This is a genomic window from Kaistella palustris DSM 21579, assembly GCF_000422265.1.
In the GTDB taxonomy this organism is placed as follows: Bacteria; Bacteroidota; Bacteroidia; order Flavobacteriales; family Weeksellaceae; genus Kaistella; species Kaistella palustris.
The window spans coordinates 335,190-353,142 of record NZ_KE383812.1 but is presented as its reverse complement, the minus strand read 5'-3'; the positions used below and the strand labels follow the sequence as shown (position 1 = coordinate 353,142).

Here is a 17,953-nt window from a genome sequence, read left to right as displayed (position 1 = left end):
AAAGTGTAAAGGTAAACTCTGAATAAAAAATATGTCCATAAACTTTGCAAAGGCGCGACGCAGGGCAATCGGAAAAATTTTCGGCACAAAATTGGAATGTTACCAGACAACAAATAATTAACATTTAAAAATTTAAAATTATGGGAATTTTATGGACACTCATTATTGGAGCAATCGCAGGTTGGCTGGGTTCGCAAATCTTTAAAGGCGGAAGTCTTGGCCTCATCGGTAATATCGTAGTTGGTATCGTCGGTGGTTTTATCGGATACTGGCTGCTGGGCGGCAGACTTGGCGACGGCGTTGTAGGCGAAATCCTTACAGGTACGATCGGTGCTATTGTTTTGCTCGCGGTTGTGAATCTTTTTACACGGGGCAGGGTTTAGAAGAACCTCGTTTAACTGAATAAAAAAAAGCAATCCGTTATGGACTGCTTTTTTTGTGTGGTGAAATGAGATTATTTTCTCAAACCAAGTTCTGCAATAATAGCTCTGTATCGAGTAATATCTTTTTTCTTAAGATAATCTAAAAGTGCTTTTCTTTTACCTACCAAAAGTACCAAAGAACGCTCAGTCGCATAATCTTTGTGGTTTTTTTTCAGGTGACCTGAAAGGTGGTTGATTCTGAAGGTAAAAAGGGCAATCTGTCCCTCTGCGCTTCCGGTGTCTGTATCAGACTTTCCATGTTTTCCGAAGATTTCTTTCTTCTTGTCAGTTGTTAAGTACATTCCAATATTATTTTAATGATTATTATGTAACGGCTGCAAAAGTACAACTAATTTCTTAACGCGAAAAATAAATTCCTGATTTTCAGCTCAAAATAAATGATTTATAAATGTTAAAGATTTCTTAAAATTTTTATTGATATTCCGTCGAATGGCAGTATTTTTGTAACCACACACGATAATGAAAAATTTCTACTTTTTATCATTTTTTTCTTTAATGATAATTTCGCTGACAGGTTGCCGCTCAGCCGTTATACCGACCTTTGCTTCAGCAAAAAATGCGAAGATCCAGAACATTCTGTACTTTAATCCCGAAATCTTTCCCGATATCCTCGAAATTCGCGAACCGACCTACACAGCCTTTTACGCAGCTGTTTCCGAAAAAGAAAATCACATCCGAAACCTCAAAATGCTTCGTGTAGATTCGCCGATGCCATTCGATTCTGTGCAGGCTTCTGTAATCAAAGAGTTTTGCATAAACAATAATGCGGAGCTTGCCGTAGTTCCCAAGGTCAAATATTTTAAAGTAGGTTTCGGTAAATATATTTTTTCAAATCAGGTGATCATCAGCATGAAGCTTTATGATGCCTCTGGAAATTTACTGACCGAAACCAGTTACGATACCTATAAAAAGAATGCGCGACTTTTAGGTTCAGCCGAAAATTCCATTAAAATAGGAACAGCCGGCGCCATACAAAATATGACTAAATATCTCGCCCGAACCAGAACCAAGACCGGTGCTCCCACGGCAGATGCAAACCTGTTTTGATTTAATTTTTCGGGGATTATTCGTTAATCTTCACTTTTTGAGTTAATTTTGCAGTACTAAAAAATAAGGCTTGCAAAATAAGGAACTCATCTTCAACCCTGCGGATATTGCCGAAACGCTCAGCGGTCTACACGCCGATCAGCGGCTGCTTGCGTTTCTGAAGGTTCCCAAGCAATATAAAGCCGATGTTTTCTCGCACCTGGATCCGGATTTTCAGGAGGAAACCATTCGCAGCATTGGCAGTGATGAGGTCTCTGAGATCCTGAACGCCATGACTCCGGATGACAGGACTGCCTTGTTTGAAGATTTTCCCGACGAGCTTATCAAATACTCCATTAATCATCTTAATCCGCAGGAACGGCGTATCGCGCTGAAGCTTTTGGGTTACGATTCCGATTCCATTGCCCGTCTTATGACGCCCTATTACATCCAGATCCGTAAGGAATGGACGGTGAAGAGGTGCCTGGAGCAGATAAAAAAAGTGGGGAAAAAGATGGAAACAATGAACCACCTTTATGTAGTTGATGAGCGCAACAAGTTGATTGATGATATCGCAATTGGCGCTTTACTGCTGGCAGAAGAAGATACGCCGATTTCCGATATCACGGATAATCATTTCGTGGCCATTTCTACAAAAACATCAAAGGAAGATGCCGTGCAGTACTTCGAAAAATATGACCGCACTGCACTGCCCATCGTTACCGAAGCCGGTGTACTCGTTGGAATTGTAACGATCGATGACATTCTGGATCAGATCGAATCACAGAATACCGAGGATATTCAGAAATTCGGGGGTTTGGAAGCGTTGGATCTGCCATACATTCAAACTTCATGGACGGAAATGATCAAGAAAAGAGCTACCTGGCTTGTGATTCTTTTTTTCTCTGAAATGCTTACGGCGTCGGCGATGGGTTTCTACGAAAAAGAAATTGAGAAAGCCGTGGTTTTGGCACTTTTTGTACCCCTTATTATTTCGAGTGGTGGAAATTCGGGTTCACAGGCCGCAACATTAATCATCCGCGCTATGGCTCTGCAGGAAATCACGCTGAAAGACTGGTGGTATGTGATGCGCAAGGAAATCGTTTCCGGTCTTTGCCTCGGCGGAATTCTGGGAATAATTGGGTTTATAAGGATCGCGGTCTGGCAGGAATCGGGGCTTTTCGATTACGGTGAACACTGGGTTTTTGTGGCCTTAAGTATTTCATTTTCTTTGGTGCTGATCGTTTTGTGGGGAACACTCTCGGGCTCCATGATCCCTTTTGTACTGAAACGCCTGAAGCTGGATCCTGCAACTTCTTCCGCGCCGTTTGTGGCAACTCTGGTGGATGTGACCGGATTGATCATTTATTTTACCATTGCCGGTTTACTTCTTTCGGGTAAAATGCTTTGATTTTGTTTTTTCTGTTCTAAATTCCTGATATGAAGATAGTTTCTCTTGTTCCCAGTCTCACGGAAGCACTTTTCGATTTTGGACTCACTTCCGAAGATGTAGTGGGCAGAACGAAATTCTGTATTCATCCGGCGCAGGAGGTGAAAAATGTACAGGTCATTGGCGGAACCAAAAACCTTCATCTGGAAAAAATTAAGGCTTTGAATCCAGATCTGATTCTCGCCAGTAAGGAGGAGAATGATCAGTTTCAGGTTGAAGAACTTATGAGAGATTTCAAAGTTTGGGTAACCGATATTGCAACTTTGGAAGACAACAGGAGTTTCCTTACCCATTTAGGAAAACTCATGAACAAGCGGGAAACGGCTGAAAACTACAACAGAAAAATTGACGGGGTTTTTTCCGGTTTTAATGTTGATCAACCTAAAAAAGTAGCCTATCTCATCTGGAAAAATCCTTATATGACCGTGGGTTCGGATACTTTCATTCACGACATTATAGAAAAACTTGGCTTCGAAAATATGTTTGGATGCAGAACGCGTTATCCCGAAATTTCGGTGGGGGAAATGAGCGGTGCAGATTACATTTTTCTTTCTTCGGAACCTTTTCCGTTTAATGAAAAGCACGCCGGCGAGCTGCAGGATGTGCTGCCGACTGCAAAAATTATTCCTGTTGATGGTGAAGCGTTTTCGTGGTACGGCACGCACTTAGCCAAATGTTCGGCTTACTTTAAAGCGCTAATATCTGAAGACATTGAATAAAAAAAAGATCTTTTTGCAAAGACCTTTAATTTAGCTGGTGGCGATCAACTTATATATTTGCCATTTCTGATTTTATTTTTTGCTGTAAACCGTCGCTGGCAACGACTAAGGGAAGTCGCAAGTAATTCTTTACAATGCCTTTCTGCGCCAAAACTGTTTTTATTCCTGCGGGGTTTCCTTCGGCAAAAATCAGTCTTGTAATCTCGACCAGTTTATTATGGATTTCGTACGCTTCTTTCACTTTCCCTTCGAAAGCGAGCTGAACCATTGTTGAAAAATCTTTCGGGTAAGCCTGTCCAATTACAGAAATTACGCCGTTTCCACCCGCCAGTGTTACGGGAAGCGTATATTCATCATCACCGGAAACCAAATTGAAATTCTCTGGTTTTTGACGTAAAATATCAAAATACTGCAAAATATTTGGTGCTGCTTCTTTGATCATGATCAGATTCGGGAATTCCTTTGCCAGTCTCAAAGTAGTTGCTGCCTCAATGTTTTGTCCGGTGCGCGAGGGAACGTTGTAGATGATGATCTTTTTGCCGGTTTCCGCCAGAACTTTGTAGTGTTGGTAAAGCCCTTCCTGATTTGGTCTGTTATAATAAGGGGAAACGGAAAGTACTGCTTCAAAATCAGAAAGATCAGTGGTTTCAATCTGCTTTTTTACTTCCATGGTATTATTACCGCCAATTCCTAAGACCAATGGCACACGTTTATTGTTATATTTAATGATATGTGCAATCACCTGCTCTTTTTCTTCAGTCGAAAGGGTAGCTGCTTCGGCAGTAGTTCCGAGGACCACAAGATAGTCCGTGCCGTTTTCTATGTTGTAATCCACCAATTTTTTCAGCGAATCAAAATCAACAGATAAATCTTCATTAAACGGCGTTACAAGCGCTACGCCAACTCCTTTTAAATTGCTCATTCTTATAAAATTAATGTTTCAAAAATACGAAATTTAATGCGAGAAATTATTAAAAAAAATCCGAACTTTATATTCATATCTCTATATTTGCAACACTAGATTATTACTTTTATGAAAAACAAAATTCTTTTAATCGGTCTGGCAGCGCTGTCCCTCACAGCTTGCAAAGTTCCTCTGAACATTGCCAATATACAGACCGAAAAGAATATTTCTATAGCGCCGGCTTTACCGGAAGATTCTGATATAACCGCAGTGGTAAAACCCTACAAAGAAGAACTGGAAGGAAAAATGAATAAAAAGATTTCCTATACTTCAGTAGATTTAAATAAAAACGGCGATAACAGTAATCTGGGCAATCTGTTGGCAGATTATACTTTTGAAGGTGCCGATGAGTGGGCGAAATCAAACGGACTTCCGAACGGTGTGGATGCGGCGGTTATAAATATTGGGGGCATCCGCTCTACGATTGGTGCGGGCGATATCCTAACCAAAAGTATTTATGAAGTAATGCCTTTCGAAAATGAAGTGATCATTGTGAAGATGAAAGGTGCTGACCTGAAAGGACTTTTCGATTATTACCTGAAAACGCAGAAGAATAACCCAATTTCCCATTTATATATTGAAACTGAAAACGGCATGACCGTAAAGGAACTCATCAACGGGAAAGAAGTTGATCCCTTGAAAGCTTACTACATCGCGACGTCGGATTATCTGGCTTTGGGCGGTGATAATATGACTTTCTTTGGGAAAGGTGAAATGATTCCCACCGGTATTAAACTGCGCGATCTCTTCCTGGAGAAATTTAAGGCAACACCGGAAATTATTGCTCCTACAGATGTGCGCATCAACTTTAAAAACAAAAAACAGTAAAGCGATGAACAGACAACAGTTTCTGAAAACTCTTGGCGGTGGCACTCTGGCGTTTAGTTTGGCGCCCGGTTTATTGTCCGCCGAAAATCTTGCGCAGATAAATGCACCCACGGAACGCAAACTCACCATTCTACATACCAACGACCAGCACAGCCGAATTGAACCGTTTGATGAAAGTTATACCCGAAACCCGAATCAGGGTGGATTTGCACGCCGCGCTGCGCTAATTCAGAAAATAAGAACTGAAGAAAGCAACGTGCTTCTGTTGGATTCCGGCGATACATTTCAGGGAACGCCGTATTTTAATTTTTTTGGTGGTGAACTGGAATTAAAACTTATGTCGATGATGGGTTATGATGCCTCTACAATGGGAAATCACGATTTCGACAATGGTCTGGAAGGTTTTAAAAAAGTGCAGCCCAATGCAAAATTTCCTTTTATCTGCTCAAACTACGATTTTAAAAATACCATACTCGACGGGCACACGATCCCTTATAAAGTTTTTAATAAAAACGGAATTAAAGTCGGAATTTTTGGTGTCGGAATCGAGTTGGCTGGGCTTGTGGGCAAAAAAGATTATGGCGAAACAGTTTATCACGACCCCATCGAAACAGCGCAGCATTACGCAGATTTCTTAAGAAATGAACAGAAATGCGATCTGGTTATTTGCCTTTCGCATATTGGATATGATTATAAAGATGCTCCCAATAAAGTCAGCGATAAGATCCTTGCCGCAAAAACCGATGGTATTGATCTGATTCTGGGTGGTCACACGCATACTTTTCTGCCGGAACCTCAAACATTCCTCAACCGTAAAGGTAAAAATGTACTTGTAAATCAGGTCGGCTGGGCAGGTCTGTTATTGGGGAAACTCGATTTTTATTTTGACCGCAATAAATCTGTGAAAAATATTTCATGGCATAATCAAGTTATAGATGATACTATTATAGTTTAATAAAGATGAAAAAAATATTACCGTTCCTTTTCCTGCTGTTCACGCTGAGTCTTCCTGCGCAGATTATTTCATCGAGCAAATGGACGGATCTGTTCTCCTATAACAATGTTCTGGCGATCCGCGAAGATAACGGGAAACTTATTGCAGCAACAGACAGCGGAATATTTTTCTATACACCTGCTACAGGTGAGCTCACAAAACTTTCCAAAGCAAACGGTCTTCATGATGTAAAGATTACCGCGTACGATTATAATCCTGAGACAAAAACAGGTCTCGTGGGATACCAAAATGGTTCAATGGACGTAATTACGCCGGAAGGTATCACGTATGTAGTTGATATTCCGCTGGCTTCGGGTTATAACGGCAGTAAAGTGATCAACCATATTTCAATTACGGGAAACAAGGCGGTAATATCCGTTGACTATGGAGTCTCAATATACAATCTGGACAGGAAGGAGTTTGGTGATTCTGCGTTCTTTACCGTCAGCAGCGGTTTCGAAAAAGCACTCGAGGCCACCATCACGGGCGACACGGTGTACGTAGTGACACCCACAGGATTAAAATCTCACGTGATGGATATTAATTTCCCCATATATTCAAATCCTGAGATTGGCTGGAAAACCGTAGAAGCAGGGAGTTTTACCCAAATCGCCGGCGGCTCCGTTCTTGCGTATGCAAATGCCAATACTGTGAAATATGGTGATGGTGCATCATTTTCAGCTTTGCCGCAATCATTTTCAAATGTGCAGGATGTAGTGGTTACACTTCAAAACCTGATTGTTGCTGATTCCGGCATTGTCTACATTTTCGATCTTTCGGGAAATTTTATAAAATCATACAGCGCCGATGAGGTGGTGAACACGGGATTTTATACGACCGGTAAAATCTATGCAGGAACAAAAGTATCCGGCATTAAAAATGAAAATGGTGAATCGATCAAACCGGACGGGCCATACAGTAATATCTCTTACAAAATCGATATACAGGGCGATAAGCTTGCGGTTTCTACGGGTGGCCGAGATGCATTTAACGTGCCGGTATACCGGAATTTAGGTTATTATTATTTTGATGGACTTAAATGGAATTACCCCGACCTTTTTAAAAACACAAACGTTAATTATAATGTCCTTGATGCGGTTATAAATCCAGCCAAGCCCAACGAAGTTTTTTTTGTAAATTATACTTCTTTTGACGGTACAAAAGGAATCTATAAAATGGATAATGGCCAGCTGGCTAAAATTTATGCGAGTACAGGTGGATTTTTAAACCTATCAATAGGGTTAACTTTTGATGAGAACAATCAGCTGTTTGTTTCCGAAGCCCTTAACGATAACAAGACAGGCTTTTATCTTTATAATGCTGCAACAGACAGTTTTTCTTTGGTAAATGTTGTAACGGCAGGCCGCGCACAAAAACCCTTTACAAAAAATGGTATTTTATACATTCCGGATCCCGTTTTCACTGGCGGCGGTTTAATCATATATGATTATAACAATACGCCGTCTTCACTTAATGATGACCGTTTTAAGATTCTGCGCAAATCCAACAATCTTCCTGCGGATGGGGTAGTCGCTGCAACAATTGATAAAAATGACAATATCTGGATCGGTACGCGTGTGGGCGTAAGAATAATCGGTAATCCATCGGCAATCCTAAGTGACGACAATCCGCAGGCCGAGCCGATCATCATTGAGGAAAACGGAGTGGGCGAGGAACTTTTCCGCGACAGTAATGTACTTCAGATAGAAGTAGATGCCGGAAACCAGAAATGGGTTTCTATTGATGATGGCGGTGTGTTTTATCTAAGTTCCACGGGGGAGCAGACGATCAGGCATTTTACCAAAGAAAATTCACCGCTGCCAAGTAACAGTGTCACAGATATTAAAGTGGATAATAAAACCGGAAAAGTGTACTTTGTTACCCTGGATGGTGTGATGGTGTACCAGGGGGACGTACTGCAGGTTACGGAAAATTTCGGAGATGTACTGGTCTATCCGAATCCCGTTGTGTACTCCAACTTTAAAGGGAATGTCAGCATAAGAGGTCTGGCTCAGAAAACAAATATCCGCATTACTGATGCCGCGGGTAATTTGGTTCATCAGGCAGTTTCGCGCGGGGGCTATTATGAGTGGGATCTTAACAACCACCGTGGCGTTCGGGTAGCTTCAGGCATTTATTTCCTTTTAATGACCAATGCAGACGGTACCGATACAGCCACTGCTAAAATCGCAGTCGTAAATTAATGACCACCCTCATTTGTTATTTACTTTCGCATGTAAGATATGGCGATGATGGAGCAGTTGTGAACTGTTTTTCAGAAAAGCATGGCTACCAAAGTTTTTTTATCTCTAAAATCTATGCGCCGCGAAATAAAAAAAAATCCTTTTTATTTCCGCTCCGCGAAATGCAGATCACGCTCAATTCCGCGCGAAGTAGAAATTCGCTGCAAACCATTTCCAAAATAGAAACTGTAAACAGTACCTACGAATACAGTGACATAAATATAAATTCCATACTTTTTTTTGCCGCAGATTTTCTACACCAGGTTTTGAGGGAAGAACAGAATCATGCGGCAATTTACACGGAAATATCAAACTTTCTTGGCCAGCTTTACCGGAAAAATTTGGATGCGCATATCGGATTGGTTTTCAAAATCCTGCAAAAGCAGGGCATTTCTCCGCTGCATTCTGATTTACCTTTTTTAAATCCTGAAGAGGGAAATTTTGGCTCGGTGCAGAGTGCACAGTTATTTGATGAAGAACTTTCCGGTGTCTGGAAAAACTATATTGCTGAGGAAAACATCTATCAAATAAAACTCTCCAGAAACATCAGAAAAAAAATGATAGATTCGCTGATGCAGTACTACCAGCTTCATTACGAGGGCTTTCGGGAACCTGTTTCATTAGCGGTTATACAACAGATTTATGATTAAACTTCCTCTTCAGCATCGGTTTTTCTATAACGTTCCATATAAAAACTGAGGAGAGCACCACCAGAAATAAGCAGGCAAAAAACGCTGCGAAAGAATATTTTTCGAATAACCTCTCCTGTACAAAGATCTGAACAATTGGAAAGTGAACCAAATATACGCCGTAAGAAAAGTCACCATACTTCGCGAACTTTTTTAGCGGAACATTCAGGTACGCGAACCAGAATATACAGATACCTAAAGCAAACGGAGTGAATAAATTCTGTGAGAAAACACCTTTTTCCAAAATAACTGCCAGCACTGCAAAAGGCAGCAGCACATTAATTTTTCTTTTAAAAAAATCCGCATTCACATACAGCAGGATCCCGGTGCAGAAATAACTTAATACTCCCGGTAACTGCCTGGCGAGCTCATGTTTCCCGTTGTGCAGCAGTATTGCGGAGTAGGTGATTGAAAGTGCATAGATCGAAATAAGTATTATATTTTTTGAGTACCGTTTTTTTGTTTGTAACAGCAAAAACAAAAAAGGTATAAAAATATAAAACATGAGTTCAACCTTGATCGTCCAAAGTGAACCATTGACGGCGCATGTGAGATTTCCATTAAAAACATCATTTAAACACGGTTTAAAGAAGTTCATGAAAGCCAGATTCGCCGCCAGATATTTTATCCATTCAGCTGAGAAATACTGCTTCACAGTAAGATCCGAAAAAAAATACAGAAAGAAGGAAAAGAATATGACCACAAAAAAATAAGCGGGAAGTATCCTTCTCGCTCTGTTGATGGTATATTTTCTAATATCTTTAAATTTATCGAAACTCGAATAAATCAGAAAACCGCTGATGATAAAAAAGCAGAAAACACTGTAATTCGGCATAGCGGCAAAAAAATCGTTTTGAAATTCCGGCCGGCCACTTAAAATGATCGTGTGACCAATAACAACTAAAAACGCGAATAAAAACCGCAGAAAATCGAAGTTATTGTGGTGTTTCATAGTTTATCGCGGCTCTGCTGAAAAAATACTTTTGTAAATCTGGAAATTAAAAACAAAACTGCGGTTTCGGTAACTGATTCCGGTGTAGTTATAATGTTCGTCCCGTGCAAACGCAGCTCTGGACGGTACAATGATCACACCCTGAAGGTTATAGTTACTCTCATCAGGCAAGTTAAACGCGGCGAAATGCTTTAAACCTTCCTGAAATCCTTCGATCTCGTAATATTTACGCTCTTTTGCAGGAGCGTATGTTGCCTTTTCCAAAACGCTTTTCTTTACATAGTAATACGAAGGATCAGTCTCCGGGATGCCGGTACCGGAAATGGTATTTCTGAAAAGGGATGGCGGACCAAAGCGTGCTTTCCCCTCGAACTCCTCGGCTAAGTAAGAATAAGAGGCACTCATTAAATGAAGTTCATCGTACGTGCCGACCGGCGTGCCGGGATCGGGTTGCGCACCTGCGCGAACGAGGTAAATTACACCTGAAGGCAAAGTTACCGGCGCTGGAATCATATCAGCCAGCTTTACATGCACTGTATCTGTAGCAACCAGATCCTGCAGGTTTCCTTTTTCGTCGAGGTAATGATTTTGTAAAAAAGCCTGTGCGGCCTGATCATCATATGTGTTCTGGGTTTCTATACTTACTTCGGGAATTATTTCTTCAACATCCTTTCGGCAGGACACGATGGTGAGTGATGCCAAAGCAAGATACAGGAATGTCTTTTTCATTTTGAATTTTATCATTAAATTGCTTAAAATTTTTAATGCAGCAAAAGTATAAATAAAATATGAGAATCGATAAATTTTTATGGTGTGTCCGATTTTATAAAACCCGCAGTATTGCCGCTGATGAGATTAAGAAAAACAGGGTTTCAGTAGGAACACAGGTTGTAAAATCATCGCGCGAGGTACATCCAGGTGATGTTGTAAAGGTGCGCAAAAACCAGATCGACTATCAGATAAAAATCTTAGATATTCCCAAGAGCAGAGTAGGGCCAAAACTCGTACCGCTGTTTATAGAAGATAAAACGGATAAAGAACAGTACGAAATTCTGCAGCAGCGTAAACTGACTCAGGATTACTACCGCATCAAAGGTGAAGGCCGGCCTACCAAGAAAGACCGCAGAGCAATGGATGATTATATTGAAGGTGAACCAACGGAGGCCGACGACAGCGGTGACTGGGATTTGTTTTTCCGCGAAGTTGAGGATTAAAACAGTTTTTTGATCTCCGCTACAATCTGATCGATGGTCTTGCGGTCTGTATCCACTGTAAATTTTGCCTGTGCGTAAAATGCATTTCTTTCGAATAAATGTTTGGCAATAAATTCCGGAAGACCTTCCGGCGGAATTTTAGCGATGAGCGGGCGCCGGTCTTTATTTCGCAGCAGCCGTTCGGTAAGCGTCATCACCGAGGTGCGCAGAAAAATACTTTCGGTGTGCCGGTTGAGCAGTTCCATATTGTTGAAGTATGCAGGTGTACCACCGCCCGGACTTAAAATAAGATCTTCGGGATCGGCCAAAACTTCTTCCAGGGTTTCCCTTTCCTCTTTTCTAAAGTATATTTCGCCTCTCTTTTCGAAGATTTCGGGGATTGTGAGATTATTTTTCGAAGAAATTTGCCTGTCGAGATCAATTAATTTTATCTGCATTTCCCGGCTCAATATTTTGGCAACGTGTGATTTACCGCTGCCCATGTATCCAATTAGAGAAATTTTCATGTTAAACTTTTCTACAAATTACTAAAAATATTTTGAAAATTTAAAAATATCCTTATCTTTGCACCACTTTAAAAACAGAAAGTAAGCAGGTTCAACCTCCGGATTATTTGTTTTATAAATGTGGCCGACTCGGTAGCTCAGCTGGTAGAGCAATACACTTTTAATGTATGGGTCCTGGGTTCGAATCCCAGCCGGGTCACAAGCAAAATAACTCCGTCTCGTTTTTTAACGACGTGACGGTTTTTTTTTGCCTGCGTGGTGAAATTGGTAGACACGCCATCTTGAGGGGGTGGTTTCCTATGGATGTGCTGGTTCGAGTCCAGTCGCAGGCACCAAAAATTTTAAATGTTGAATTTTAAATTTTAAATGATTGGGTATATTTTAAGTTTTGTTTTGCATACTTAAATTATAATTTAAAATCTGAAATTTTCATTTGACTCGGTAGCTCAGCTGGTAGAGCAATACACTTTTAATGTATGGGTCCTGGGTTCGAATCCCAGCCGGGTCACAAAATTACTTTGCAAGAAGTAATTTTTTTTTCATATTAATATTTTTGTGATTTGGTGTTTAAAAGTCTTCCCGCAACGGAAGACTTTTAATTTTTTCTAAAATTCTATTTTTGAAAGAACGAATGTATGTTTCAAAAACGGAGGTCCAATCCGGCATCAGTCCAGATGCAGGTTATCGATAAGCCGCACATCTCCCACGTTCACCACGATGAAAGCGCGGTAATTGTGCCCTTTGTAGAAAAAATCGGTCTCCTTTAGGGTGTCCTCGTCCGCAATCTCAAAATATTCCAAGGCCATTCCTGCCTGATCATCAAATATATCTTTAACTCTGTCATAAATTTCGGGAACAGTGATGATCCGAAACCAGTCATTCACTTTCAGGAGCGTCTGGTGAAGCACCTTGGCGGCTTCTTTCTGTGGTTTGCTTAACCTTTGGTTGCGGGAACTCATCGCAAGACCATTTTCTTCACGGTAAATGGATACGCCATGGATCTTCACCGGAAGTTTTAAAATCGCAACAAGCTTTTTGATGATCGCAAGCTGCTGAAAATCCTTTTCGCCAAAGTAAGCATTGTCTGGCCTCACCTGCCGGAAAAGTTCTTCTACCACAGTTCCCACGCCATCAAAATGCCCGGGGCGGGATTTGCCCTCCATCTCGGTTTCCAGTCCTTCGAAATCATAGGATTTGCTTTCCACTTTATCGGGATATAAATCTGTGGTCTGCGGCACGTAAACTGCATCTACAAAACCGCTTGCTTTTAATATTTTCAAATCTCTTTCGATATCGCGCGGATATTTTTCCAGATCTGTGGCATTGTTAAACTGTGTGGGATTTACAAATATAGATGAGATGACCAGGTCATTCTCCTTGCGCGCCACTTCATACAGGGAAATGTGGCCTCTGTGGAGAGCGCCCATGGTGGGTGCAAACCCGATCTTTTTTCCCATTTCCTTCTGCCGTTCCACATACGCACGGAGCGGCTCTTTGTTTCTGAAAATTTCCATAGTTTATTATTAGCAGGGTAAAAGTAAGTTTTTCCGGGAAAAAAAGAATGCTTGAAAAAAAATATTTTTCACCCGCAACTTGCGTGATACGTTTATAATTCTTAATTAATGTTAATTAAAAAATATTACATTAAAATTTCGTAATTTTGCGCTGTAGAATTTTCTGCAAGTACACGAACAACGAAAGAATTTATGCCGAATCAAAAGATTTTATATGTCACGACCCAGATGTTCCCGTATCAGGAAGAAAGCAACATCGGAGCCATGGTAAACAAAATGGCATTAAAGATGCATCAGGACGGTAATGACGTGAGGGTTTTCATGCCCAAATTTGGACAGATCAGTGAACGTAAATTTCAGCTTCACGAAGTTATTCGCCTCTCGGGGATGAATATTATTATTAATGATCTTGATCAGCCGTTAATCATCAAAGTAGCTTCGCTTCCCGGCGAGCGTCTGCAGGTGTATTTCATTGATAATGAAGAGTATTTCAAAAGAAAAGAGTTTTATAACGAAGACGATGGAGAAACGTTCACAGATAATGATGAGCGCGCCATTTTCTTTGCCAGAGGTGTGATAGAAACAATCAAAAAGCTGAACTGGGTGCCCGATGTGATTCATTTAAACGGCTGGATGGCTTCTTTCATCCCGATTTACCTCAAGACCTTCTACAAAAACGATTCTTACTTCAACGATTCCAAACTCGTACTTTCCGTTTATAATGAAGAGGATCAGCCACTTTCGGATTCTATTGAAGAAAAACTGAAGTTCGACAATATTACCGGTCTTGCTGCGTTTAAAAAGCCAAGTTTTCAGCAGTTCGTTATCGAAAGTATGGATCTGGTCGACGTGGTACATAAAGGTGATGAGTTCCTTCAGGATAATCTCGACCAGGCTTTCGCCAATACAAAAACCGCCAAATCCGAATATCTGGATAGCGAATCTTTCGATAAATTATACAAATCAATTTAATTTTTAATGATAAATAAGATAGAAAAATTATTCAAAATTACCGCAGCATTGGTAATTGGGAGTGTAATCCTGTGGAGTTGTGAGCCGGATGCGGATCAGCTCGGATCCCAGTTTTTTCAGAATGGTGCTGTGGGTACCGAAAGTTCATATCCTGTTATTGCCTATAATGTAGATAATGGTGATTCTATACGTACAGATGCGGCGCGCCTGCAGAGTGCGACCTTAGGTGCTTTTGATGAGCCTCAGTTTGGGCTGCAGAAATCTGCGTATGTGTCGCAGGTTCGGCTGTCTTCTTACGCCCCGGATTTTGGAACTAACCCTGTTTTGGATTCTGCTGTTTTGGTATTAAAGCCAACTTACCCGGCAGATTCTGTTACTACCACTACTGTTGATGATTATGTATACCCGGATGGTGCAGTGCCTGCGAAAAAGGTAGTAAGCACTTATCCTGTAACTAAATATGGTAAAACGAAGCTTAATTCCAAAACGGTCTTCAATATAAAAGTGAATGAGGTAACGGATTTTCTTGGTGCAAATACCGACCAAATCAGATCCAACAGATCCGTAACGACCGGCAGTTTAATCGGTTCCACGGTTTTTAAAGGGGACATCAGTGCTGTGGTCATTACAAAAGATGCCGACAATACCGAACTTTATAAGCGTGAACCATCGATCAGGATCCCGTTGGATTCTACATTTTTTCAGAATAAGATCATTAAGAAAGGTTCTTCACCTGACCTGACGGATGCAGCCTCATTTATCCGTTATTTCCGCGGAATTAAATTATCGGTTAACGAGAACGACGGTTATATTTTCAGCTTTGATCCCAATAGCGTAGTCATTAACCTGTATTACAAAAAAGACAAGGTTGATGGAAGTACAACTACCCGTGAAGCAGGTAATTTTATACTTGACTTGGGTTCTTCTAATACGCATTTCAACCAGATTACTTTCGACAGAGCAGGTACGCCATCTGCAAATCTTGTACAGGATACCATCAATGGTGCGCCAAAACTCTATATGCAGGGAATGGGCGGTCCCGGTATTGGTCTGCGGATCCCGGGTGAAACCATTGCAGCAGTGCGGGATTTGTACGACACTCAAAAAATCGGGATCATTTCGGCAAAACTGCGGATCTATACCGATGTTGCCACATGGAACAATGCATACAAAAAACCAGACTATTTCGTAGTGAAACAAAAAGGTCTGGACACTTTCCTTGATGATATGCGTACACTTGCTTATACCGGCGTCTATAACCTTGTAAAAGGTCACGACCTTAATGCAAATCCTGCATATTATGATATCGGCATTACGCAGACCTTCAAGAACATCATAGAATTACAAAATCCGCAAACCGGGCATTTTATTGCTAATGTAGGACAGTACACTACTGATGTGGACGGAAATTTATTGGGAGCGTCCTATCCTTCACTTGGATCGCAAAATTTCAATACCCGAACTTATACACCATACAGAGTTGTATTTGTGGGAACAGAACCTGGTAACGAGAAAAGCGCAAAGCTTATTCTGACTTACGGAAAAAAATAATAATATAAAAAGAGTTAAAATATGTGTGGTATAGTCGGATATACGGGATTTCAGGATGCTTATGAAGTTGTAATCAATGGCCTTCGCAGGTTGGAATATCGTGGTTATGACAGTGCAGGAATCGTATTAGAGGGAGAGGATCGCCGGTTCGAAGTTGCTAAGACCAAAGGTAAGGTCGATGATCTTGTGGCTATTTCCGAAAATTTGCGCGGGAAAGCTCAAGTCGGTATGGGCCATACCAGATGGGCGACACATGGTGTTCCCAGCGACAGAAACTCGCATCCGCACCTTTCAAATAACGGTAAGATCGCTTTGGTTCACAACGGTATTATAGAAAATTATGATACTATAAAAATAATGCTTACTGAAAAAGGATTTACATTTCAGTCGGAAACCGATACCGAAATTTTGGTCAACCTTATTCAGTATTTTATGGATATCAATATCGATATTGATTTTCCAACTGCGGTTCGATATGCTTTAAATGAAGTTTACGGAGCTTATGCAATTACAGTAATGCATGCAGATTTCCCGGGACTGCTGGTCGTAGCGCGGCTGGGTTCGCCTCTGGCAATAGGGTTGGGCAACGGCGAGTATTTTATAGCTTCGGATGCATCACCTTTTGTTGAATTTACTAAAGAAGCAGTATATCTTGAAGAAGGCCATATGGCTACCATTTCTTTGGATAAAGGTGTTGACATCAGAAATATCAAGGATAATGAAAAGATTGCGCCGCAGGTTCAGGAATTAAAGCTGAGTTTGGAGCAGATCGAAAAAGGAGGTTACGAACATTTCATGTTGAAGGAAATCTTCGAACAGCCAAAATCTATCCACGATACTTTACGCGGACGCTTACTTGTTGAAGAAGGAATTATAAAAATGGCGGGAATCTGGGATCACCTGGAACGTTTGAACCAGGCGCAGAAAATTACAATTATTGCCTGTGGTACATCGTGGCACGCTGGACTTATCGGCGAATATCTGATTGAAGAATACGCGCGAATTCCGGTAGAGGTCGAATACGCTTCTGAATTCAGGTACCGGAATCCGATCATTACCGAAAAAGATGTGGTCATTGCAATTTCCCAGTCCGGTGAAACTGCCGACACCATGGCCGCGATTAAAATGGCAAAAGAGAAAGGTGCGTTTGTGTACGGAATCTGTAATGTGGTCGATTCATCGATCTCCAGAGTTACAGATGCAGGTTCATATACCCATGCTGGTCCCGAGATCGGCGTTGCTTCTACAAAAGCATTTACCTCGCAGCTTACCGTACTTTCGCTCATCGCGTTGAAATTGGGGAAACACAATGGTAATCTGAGCAATCAGGAATTCATGAGGTTAATTACAGAATTGGATACTTTACCGAAAAAAGTTGAGGAAGTTTTGGAAAGCACTCATGAGATCACCAAAGAAATAGCAAAACATTTCGTCGATGCGCAGCACTTCCTTTATTTGGGAAGAGGGTATAACTTCCCGTCAGCGTTGGAAGGTGCCCTGAAACTGAAAGAAATATCTTATATACATGCTGAAGGTTATCCTGCGGCGGAAATGAAACACGGCCCCATCGCACTGATTGATGAGAATATGCCGATTGTGATCATCGCGCCAAAAATCGGGCATTACGATAAGATCGTAAGCAACGTGCAGGAAATTAAAGCAAGAAAAGGTAAAGTAATTGCGGTTGTATATAAAGGAGATACGCAGGTTTCTTCAGTTTCAGATTACGTGATTGAAATTCCGGAAACTTCAGAATGTTTCTCGCCAATTATTGCATCTGTTCCTTTGCAGCTATTGGCTTACTACATTGCAGTTTACCGCGGTGCCAATGTGGATCAGCCGCGAAACTTAGCGAAATCGGTAACTGTAGAATAAAATAAATGTTAAA

General features: G+C 41.1%; 18 protein-coding genes and 3 tRNA genes. 15 read left to right on the top strand and 6 right to left on the bottom strand.

The genetic code is table 11. The annotated features are described in order from the left end of the window. Positions 1-140: 140 nt before the first annotated feature. Positions 141-383, top strand: coding sequence for a GlsB/YeaQ/YmgE family stress response membrane protein (locus tag H562_RS0111725; RefSeq protein WP_027377676.1), 243 nt, complete (start codon positions 141-143; stop codon positions 381-383). Between the two features lie 71 nt (positions 384-454). Here H562_RS0111725 and rpsO read toward each other — a convergent pair whose 3' ends face one another. Continuing rightward, positions 455-724 carry a 30S ribosomal protein S15 gene (gene rpsO, locus H562_RS0111720; protein ID WP_027377675.1) on the bottom strand — a complete coding sequence of 90 codons (270 nt, stop codon included), beginning with the start codon at positions 722-724 and terminating at the stop codon, positions 455-457. A 214-nt stretch (positions 725-938) separates the two neighbouring features. Between rpsO and H562_RS0111715 the strand changes: the two genes are divergently transcribed. The 3 genes from H562_RS0111715 to H562_RS0111705 all read left to right on the top strand — a co-directional run bounded on the left by H562_RS0111715 (position 939) and on the right by H562_RS0111705 (position 3,638). Continuing rightward, a complete protein-coding gene (locus tag H562_RS0111715) occupies positions 939-1,490 on the top strand; it encodes a pyruvate decarboxylase (RefSeq protein ID WP_233701999.1) in 552 nt (183 codons plus the stop codon). A gap of 70 nt (positions 1,491-1,560) precedes the next feature. Further along, positions 1,561-2,880 carry a magnesium transporter gene (gene mgtE, locus H562_RS0111710; protein ID WP_027377673.1) on the top strand — a complete coding sequence of 440 codons (1,320 nt, stop codon included), beginning with the start codon at positions 1,561-1,563 and terminating at the stop codon, positions 2,878-2,880. A gap of 29 nt (positions 2,881-2,909) precedes the next feature. Beyond that, complete coding sequence (locus tag H562_RS0111705) at positions 2,910-3,638, top strand: ABC transporter substrate-binding protein (protein WP_027377672.1); 729 nt, start codon at positions 2,910-2,912, stop codon at positions 3,636-3,638. 49 nt (positions 3,639-3,687) lie between these two features. Here H562_RS0111705 and dapA read toward each other — a convergent pair whose 3' ends face one another. Then, positions 3,688-4,560, bottom strand: a complete 873-nt coding sequence (dapA, locus tag H562_RS0111700) for a 4-hydroxy-tetrahydrodipicolinate synthase (RefSeq protein ID WP_027377671.1) — start codon at positions 4,558-4,560, stop codon at positions 3,688-3,690. Between the two features lie 111 nt (positions 4,561-4,671). Here dapA and H562_RS0111695 point away from each other — a divergent pair, with 111 nt between their 5' ends. The 4 genes from H562_RS0111695 to recO are packed head-to-tail and all read left to right on the top strand — an operon-like array spanning position 4,672 to position 9,317. Beyond that, the gene (locus H562_RS0111695; protein ID WP_027377670.1) at positions 4,672-5,430 is read left to right on the top strand and encodes a 5'-nucleotidase C-terminal domain-containing protein; all 759 of its coding nucleotides are present in this window, start codon (positions 4,672-4,674) and stop codon (positions 5,428-5,430) included. Between the two features lie 4 nt (positions 5,431-5,434). Continuing rightward, entirely contained in the window at positions 5,435-6,385 is a 951-nt protein-coding gene (locus tag H562_RS0111690; protein ID WP_027377669.1) for a bifunctional metallophosphatase/5'-nucleotidase, read from the top strand. A gap of 5 nt (positions 6,386-6,390) precedes the next feature. Beyond that, entirely contained in the window at positions 6,391-8,628 is a 2,238-nt protein-coding gene (gene porZ, locus H562_RS0111685) for a type IX secretion system anionic LPS delivery protein PorZ (RefSeq protein ID WP_027377668.1), read from the top strand. Continuing rightward, a complete protein-coding gene (recO, locus tag H562_RS0111680) occupies positions 8,628-9,317 on the top strand; it encodes a DNA repair protein RecO (RefSeq protein ID WP_027377667.1) in 690 nt (229 codons plus the stop codon). Before porZ ends, recO begins: the two co-directional genes overlap by 1 nt. Here the strand turns inward: recO and H562_RS15070 are convergent. Together H562_RS15070 and H562_RS0111670 are read right to left on the bottom strand one after the other, a co-directional pair. Then, the gene (locus tag H562_RS15070; RefSeq protein WP_051190492.1) at positions 9,295-10,308 is read right to left on the bottom strand and encodes an acyltransferase family protein; all 1,014 of its coding nucleotides are present in this window, start codon (positions 10,306-10,308) and stop codon (positions 9,295-9,297) included. The two genes, recO and H562_RS15070, sit on opposite strands and share 23 nt — an antisense overlap. A gap of 3 nt (positions 10,309-10,311) precedes the next feature. Further along, positions 10,312-11,037 carry a hypothetical protein gene (locus tag H562_RS0111670; RefSeq protein ID WP_027377666.1) on the bottom strand — a complete coding sequence of 242 codons (726 nt, stop codon included), beginning with the start codon at positions 11,035-11,037 and terminating at the stop codon, positions 10,312-10,314. A 59-nt stretch (positions 11,038-11,096) separates the two neighbouring features. On the opposite strand from H562_RS0111670, the gene H562_RS0111665 reads away from it, so the two are divergent. Continuing rightward, positions 11,097-11,522: an RNA-binding S4 domain-containing protein gene (locus tag H562_RS0111665; protein WP_027377665.1), complete on the top strand. Its 426-nt coding sequence runs from the start codon at positions 11,097-11,099 to the stop codon at positions 11,520-11,522. On the opposite strand, the gene H562_RS0111660 is transcribed toward H562_RS0111665, so the two are convergent. Then, the gene (locus H562_RS0111660; RefSeq protein ID WP_027377664.1) at positions 11,519-12,028 is read right to left on the bottom strand and encodes a shikimate kinase; all 510 of its coding nucleotides are present in this window, start codon (positions 12,026-12,028) and stop codon (positions 11,519-11,521) included. The two genes, H562_RS0111665 and H562_RS0111660, sit on opposite strands and share 4 nt — an antisense overlap. A 126-nt stretch (positions 12,029-12,154) precedes the next feature. Between H562_RS0111660 and H562_RS0111655 the strand changes: the two genes are divergently transcribed. From H562_RS0111655 to H562_RS0111645, 3 genes are all read left to right on the top strand, one after another. Beyond that, a tRNA-Lys gene (locus H562_RS0111655) sits at positions 12,155-12,227 on the top strand. A 50-nt stretch (positions 12,228-12,277) separates the two neighbouring features. Beyond that, positions 12,278-12,363 (top strand) — tRNA-Leu (locus H562_RS0111650). A 100-nt stretch (positions 12,364-12,463) separates the two neighbouring features. After that, positions 12,464-12,536 (top strand) — tRNA-Lys (locus tag H562_RS0111645). A 157-nt stretch (positions 12,537-12,693) separates the two neighbouring features. Here H562_RS0111645 and panC read toward each other — a convergent pair. After that, positions 12,694-13,542, bottom strand: coding sequence for a pantoate--beta-alanine ligase (gene panC, locus H562_RS0111640; RefSeq protein WP_027377663.1), 849 nt, complete (start codon positions 13,540-13,542; stop codon positions 12,694-12,696). A gap of 192 nt (positions 13,543-13,734) precedes the next feature. On the opposite strand from panC, the gene H562_RS0111635 reads away from it, so the two are divergent. From H562_RS0111635 to glmS, 3 genes are read left to right on the top strand one after another with little or no spacing between them, the layout of a single operon-like run. Then, entirely contained in the window at positions 13,735-14,514 is a 780-nt protein-coding gene (locus tag H562_RS0111635; protein ID WP_027377662.1) for a glycogen/starch synthase, read from the top strand. A 6-nt stretch (positions 14,515-14,520) separates the two neighbouring features. Next, entirely contained in the window at positions 14,521-16,065 is a 1,545-nt protein-coding gene (locus H562_RS0111630; RefSeq protein ID WP_027377661.1) for a DUF4270 family protein, read from the top strand. 21 nt (positions 16,066-16,086) lie between these two features. After that, the gene (glmS, locus tag H562_RS0111625; protein WP_027377660.1) at positions 16,087-17,940 is read left to right on the top strand and encodes a glutamine--fructose-6-phosphate transaminase (isomerizing); all 1,854 of its coding nucleotides are present in this window, start codon (positions 16,087-16,089) and stop codon (positions 17,938-17,940) included. Positions 17,941-17,953: the final 13 nt, after the last annotated feature.

What these genes read in the sequence shown, in the direction of transcription:
- H562_RS0111725 (WP_027377676.1), top strand. Translation starts at nt 141, where the DNA reads ATGGGAATTTTATGGACACTCATTATTGGAGCAATCGCAGGTTGGCTG.
- rpsO (WP_027377675.1), bottom strand. Translation starts at nt 724, where the DNA reads ATGTACTTAACAACTGACAAGAAGAAAGAAATCTTCGGAAAACATGGA.
- H562_RS0111715 (WP_233701999.1), top strand. Translation starts at nt 939, where the DNA reads ATGATAATTTCGCTGACAGGTTGCCGCTCAGCCGTTATACCGACCTTT.
- H562_RS0111705 (WP_027377672.1), top strand. Translation starts at nt 2,910, where the DNA reads ATGAAGATAGTTTCTCTTGTTCCCAGTCTCACGGAAGCACTTTTCGAT.
- dapA (WP_027377671.1), bottom strand. Translation starts at nt 4,560, where the DNA reads ATGAGCAATTTAAAAGGAGTTGGCGTAGCGCTTGTAACGCCGTTTAAT.
- H562_RS0111695 (WP_027377670.1), top strand. Translation starts at nt 4,672, where the DNA reads ATGAAAAACAAAATTCTTTTAATCGGTCTGGCAGCGCTGTCCCTCACA.
- H562_RS0111690 (WP_027377669.1), top strand. Translation starts at nt 5,435, where the DNA reads ATGAACAGACAACAGTTTCTGAAAACTCTTGGCGGTGGCACTCTGGCG.
- porZ (WP_027377668.1), top strand. Translation starts at nt 6,391, where the DNA reads ATGAAAAAAATATTACCGTTCCTTTTCCTGCTGTTCACGCTGAGTCTT.
- recO (WP_027377667.1), top strand. Translation starts at nt 8,628, where the DNA reads ATGACCACCCTCATTTGTTATTTACTTTCGCATGTAAGATATGGCGAT.
- H562_RS15070 (WP_051190492.1), bottom strand. Translation starts at nt 10,308, where the DNA reads ATGAAACACCACAATAACTTCGATTTTCTGCGGTTTTTATTCGCGTTT.
- H562_RS0111670 (WP_027377666.1), bottom strand. Translation starts at nt 11,037, where the DNA reads ATGAAAAAGACATTCCTGTATCTTGCTTTGGCATCACTCACCATCGTG.
- H562_RS0111665 (WP_027377665.1), top strand. Translation starts at nt 11,097, where the DNA reads ATGAGAATCGATAAATTTTTATGGTGTGTCCGATTTTATAAAACCCGC.
- H562_RS0111660 (WP_027377664.1), bottom strand. Translation starts at nt 12,028, where the DNA reads ATGAAAATTTCTCTAATTGGATACATGGGCAGCGGTAAATCACACGTT.
- panC (WP_027377663.1), bottom strand. Translation starts at nt 13,542, where the DNA reads ATGGAAATTTTCAGAAACAAAGAGCCGCTCCGTGCGTATGTGGAACGG.
- H562_RS0111635 (WP_027377662.1), top strand. Translation starts at nt 13,735, where the DNA reads ATGCCGAATCAAAAGATTTTATATGTCACGACCCAGATGTTCCCGTAT.
- H562_RS0111630 (WP_027377661.1), top strand. Translation starts at nt 14,521, where the DNA reads ATGATAAATAAGATAGAAAAATTATTCAAAATTACCGCAGCATTGGTA.
- glmS (WP_027377660.1), top strand. Translation starts at nt 16,087, where the DNA reads ATGTGTGGTATAGTCGGATATACGGGATTTCAGGATGCTTATGAAGTT.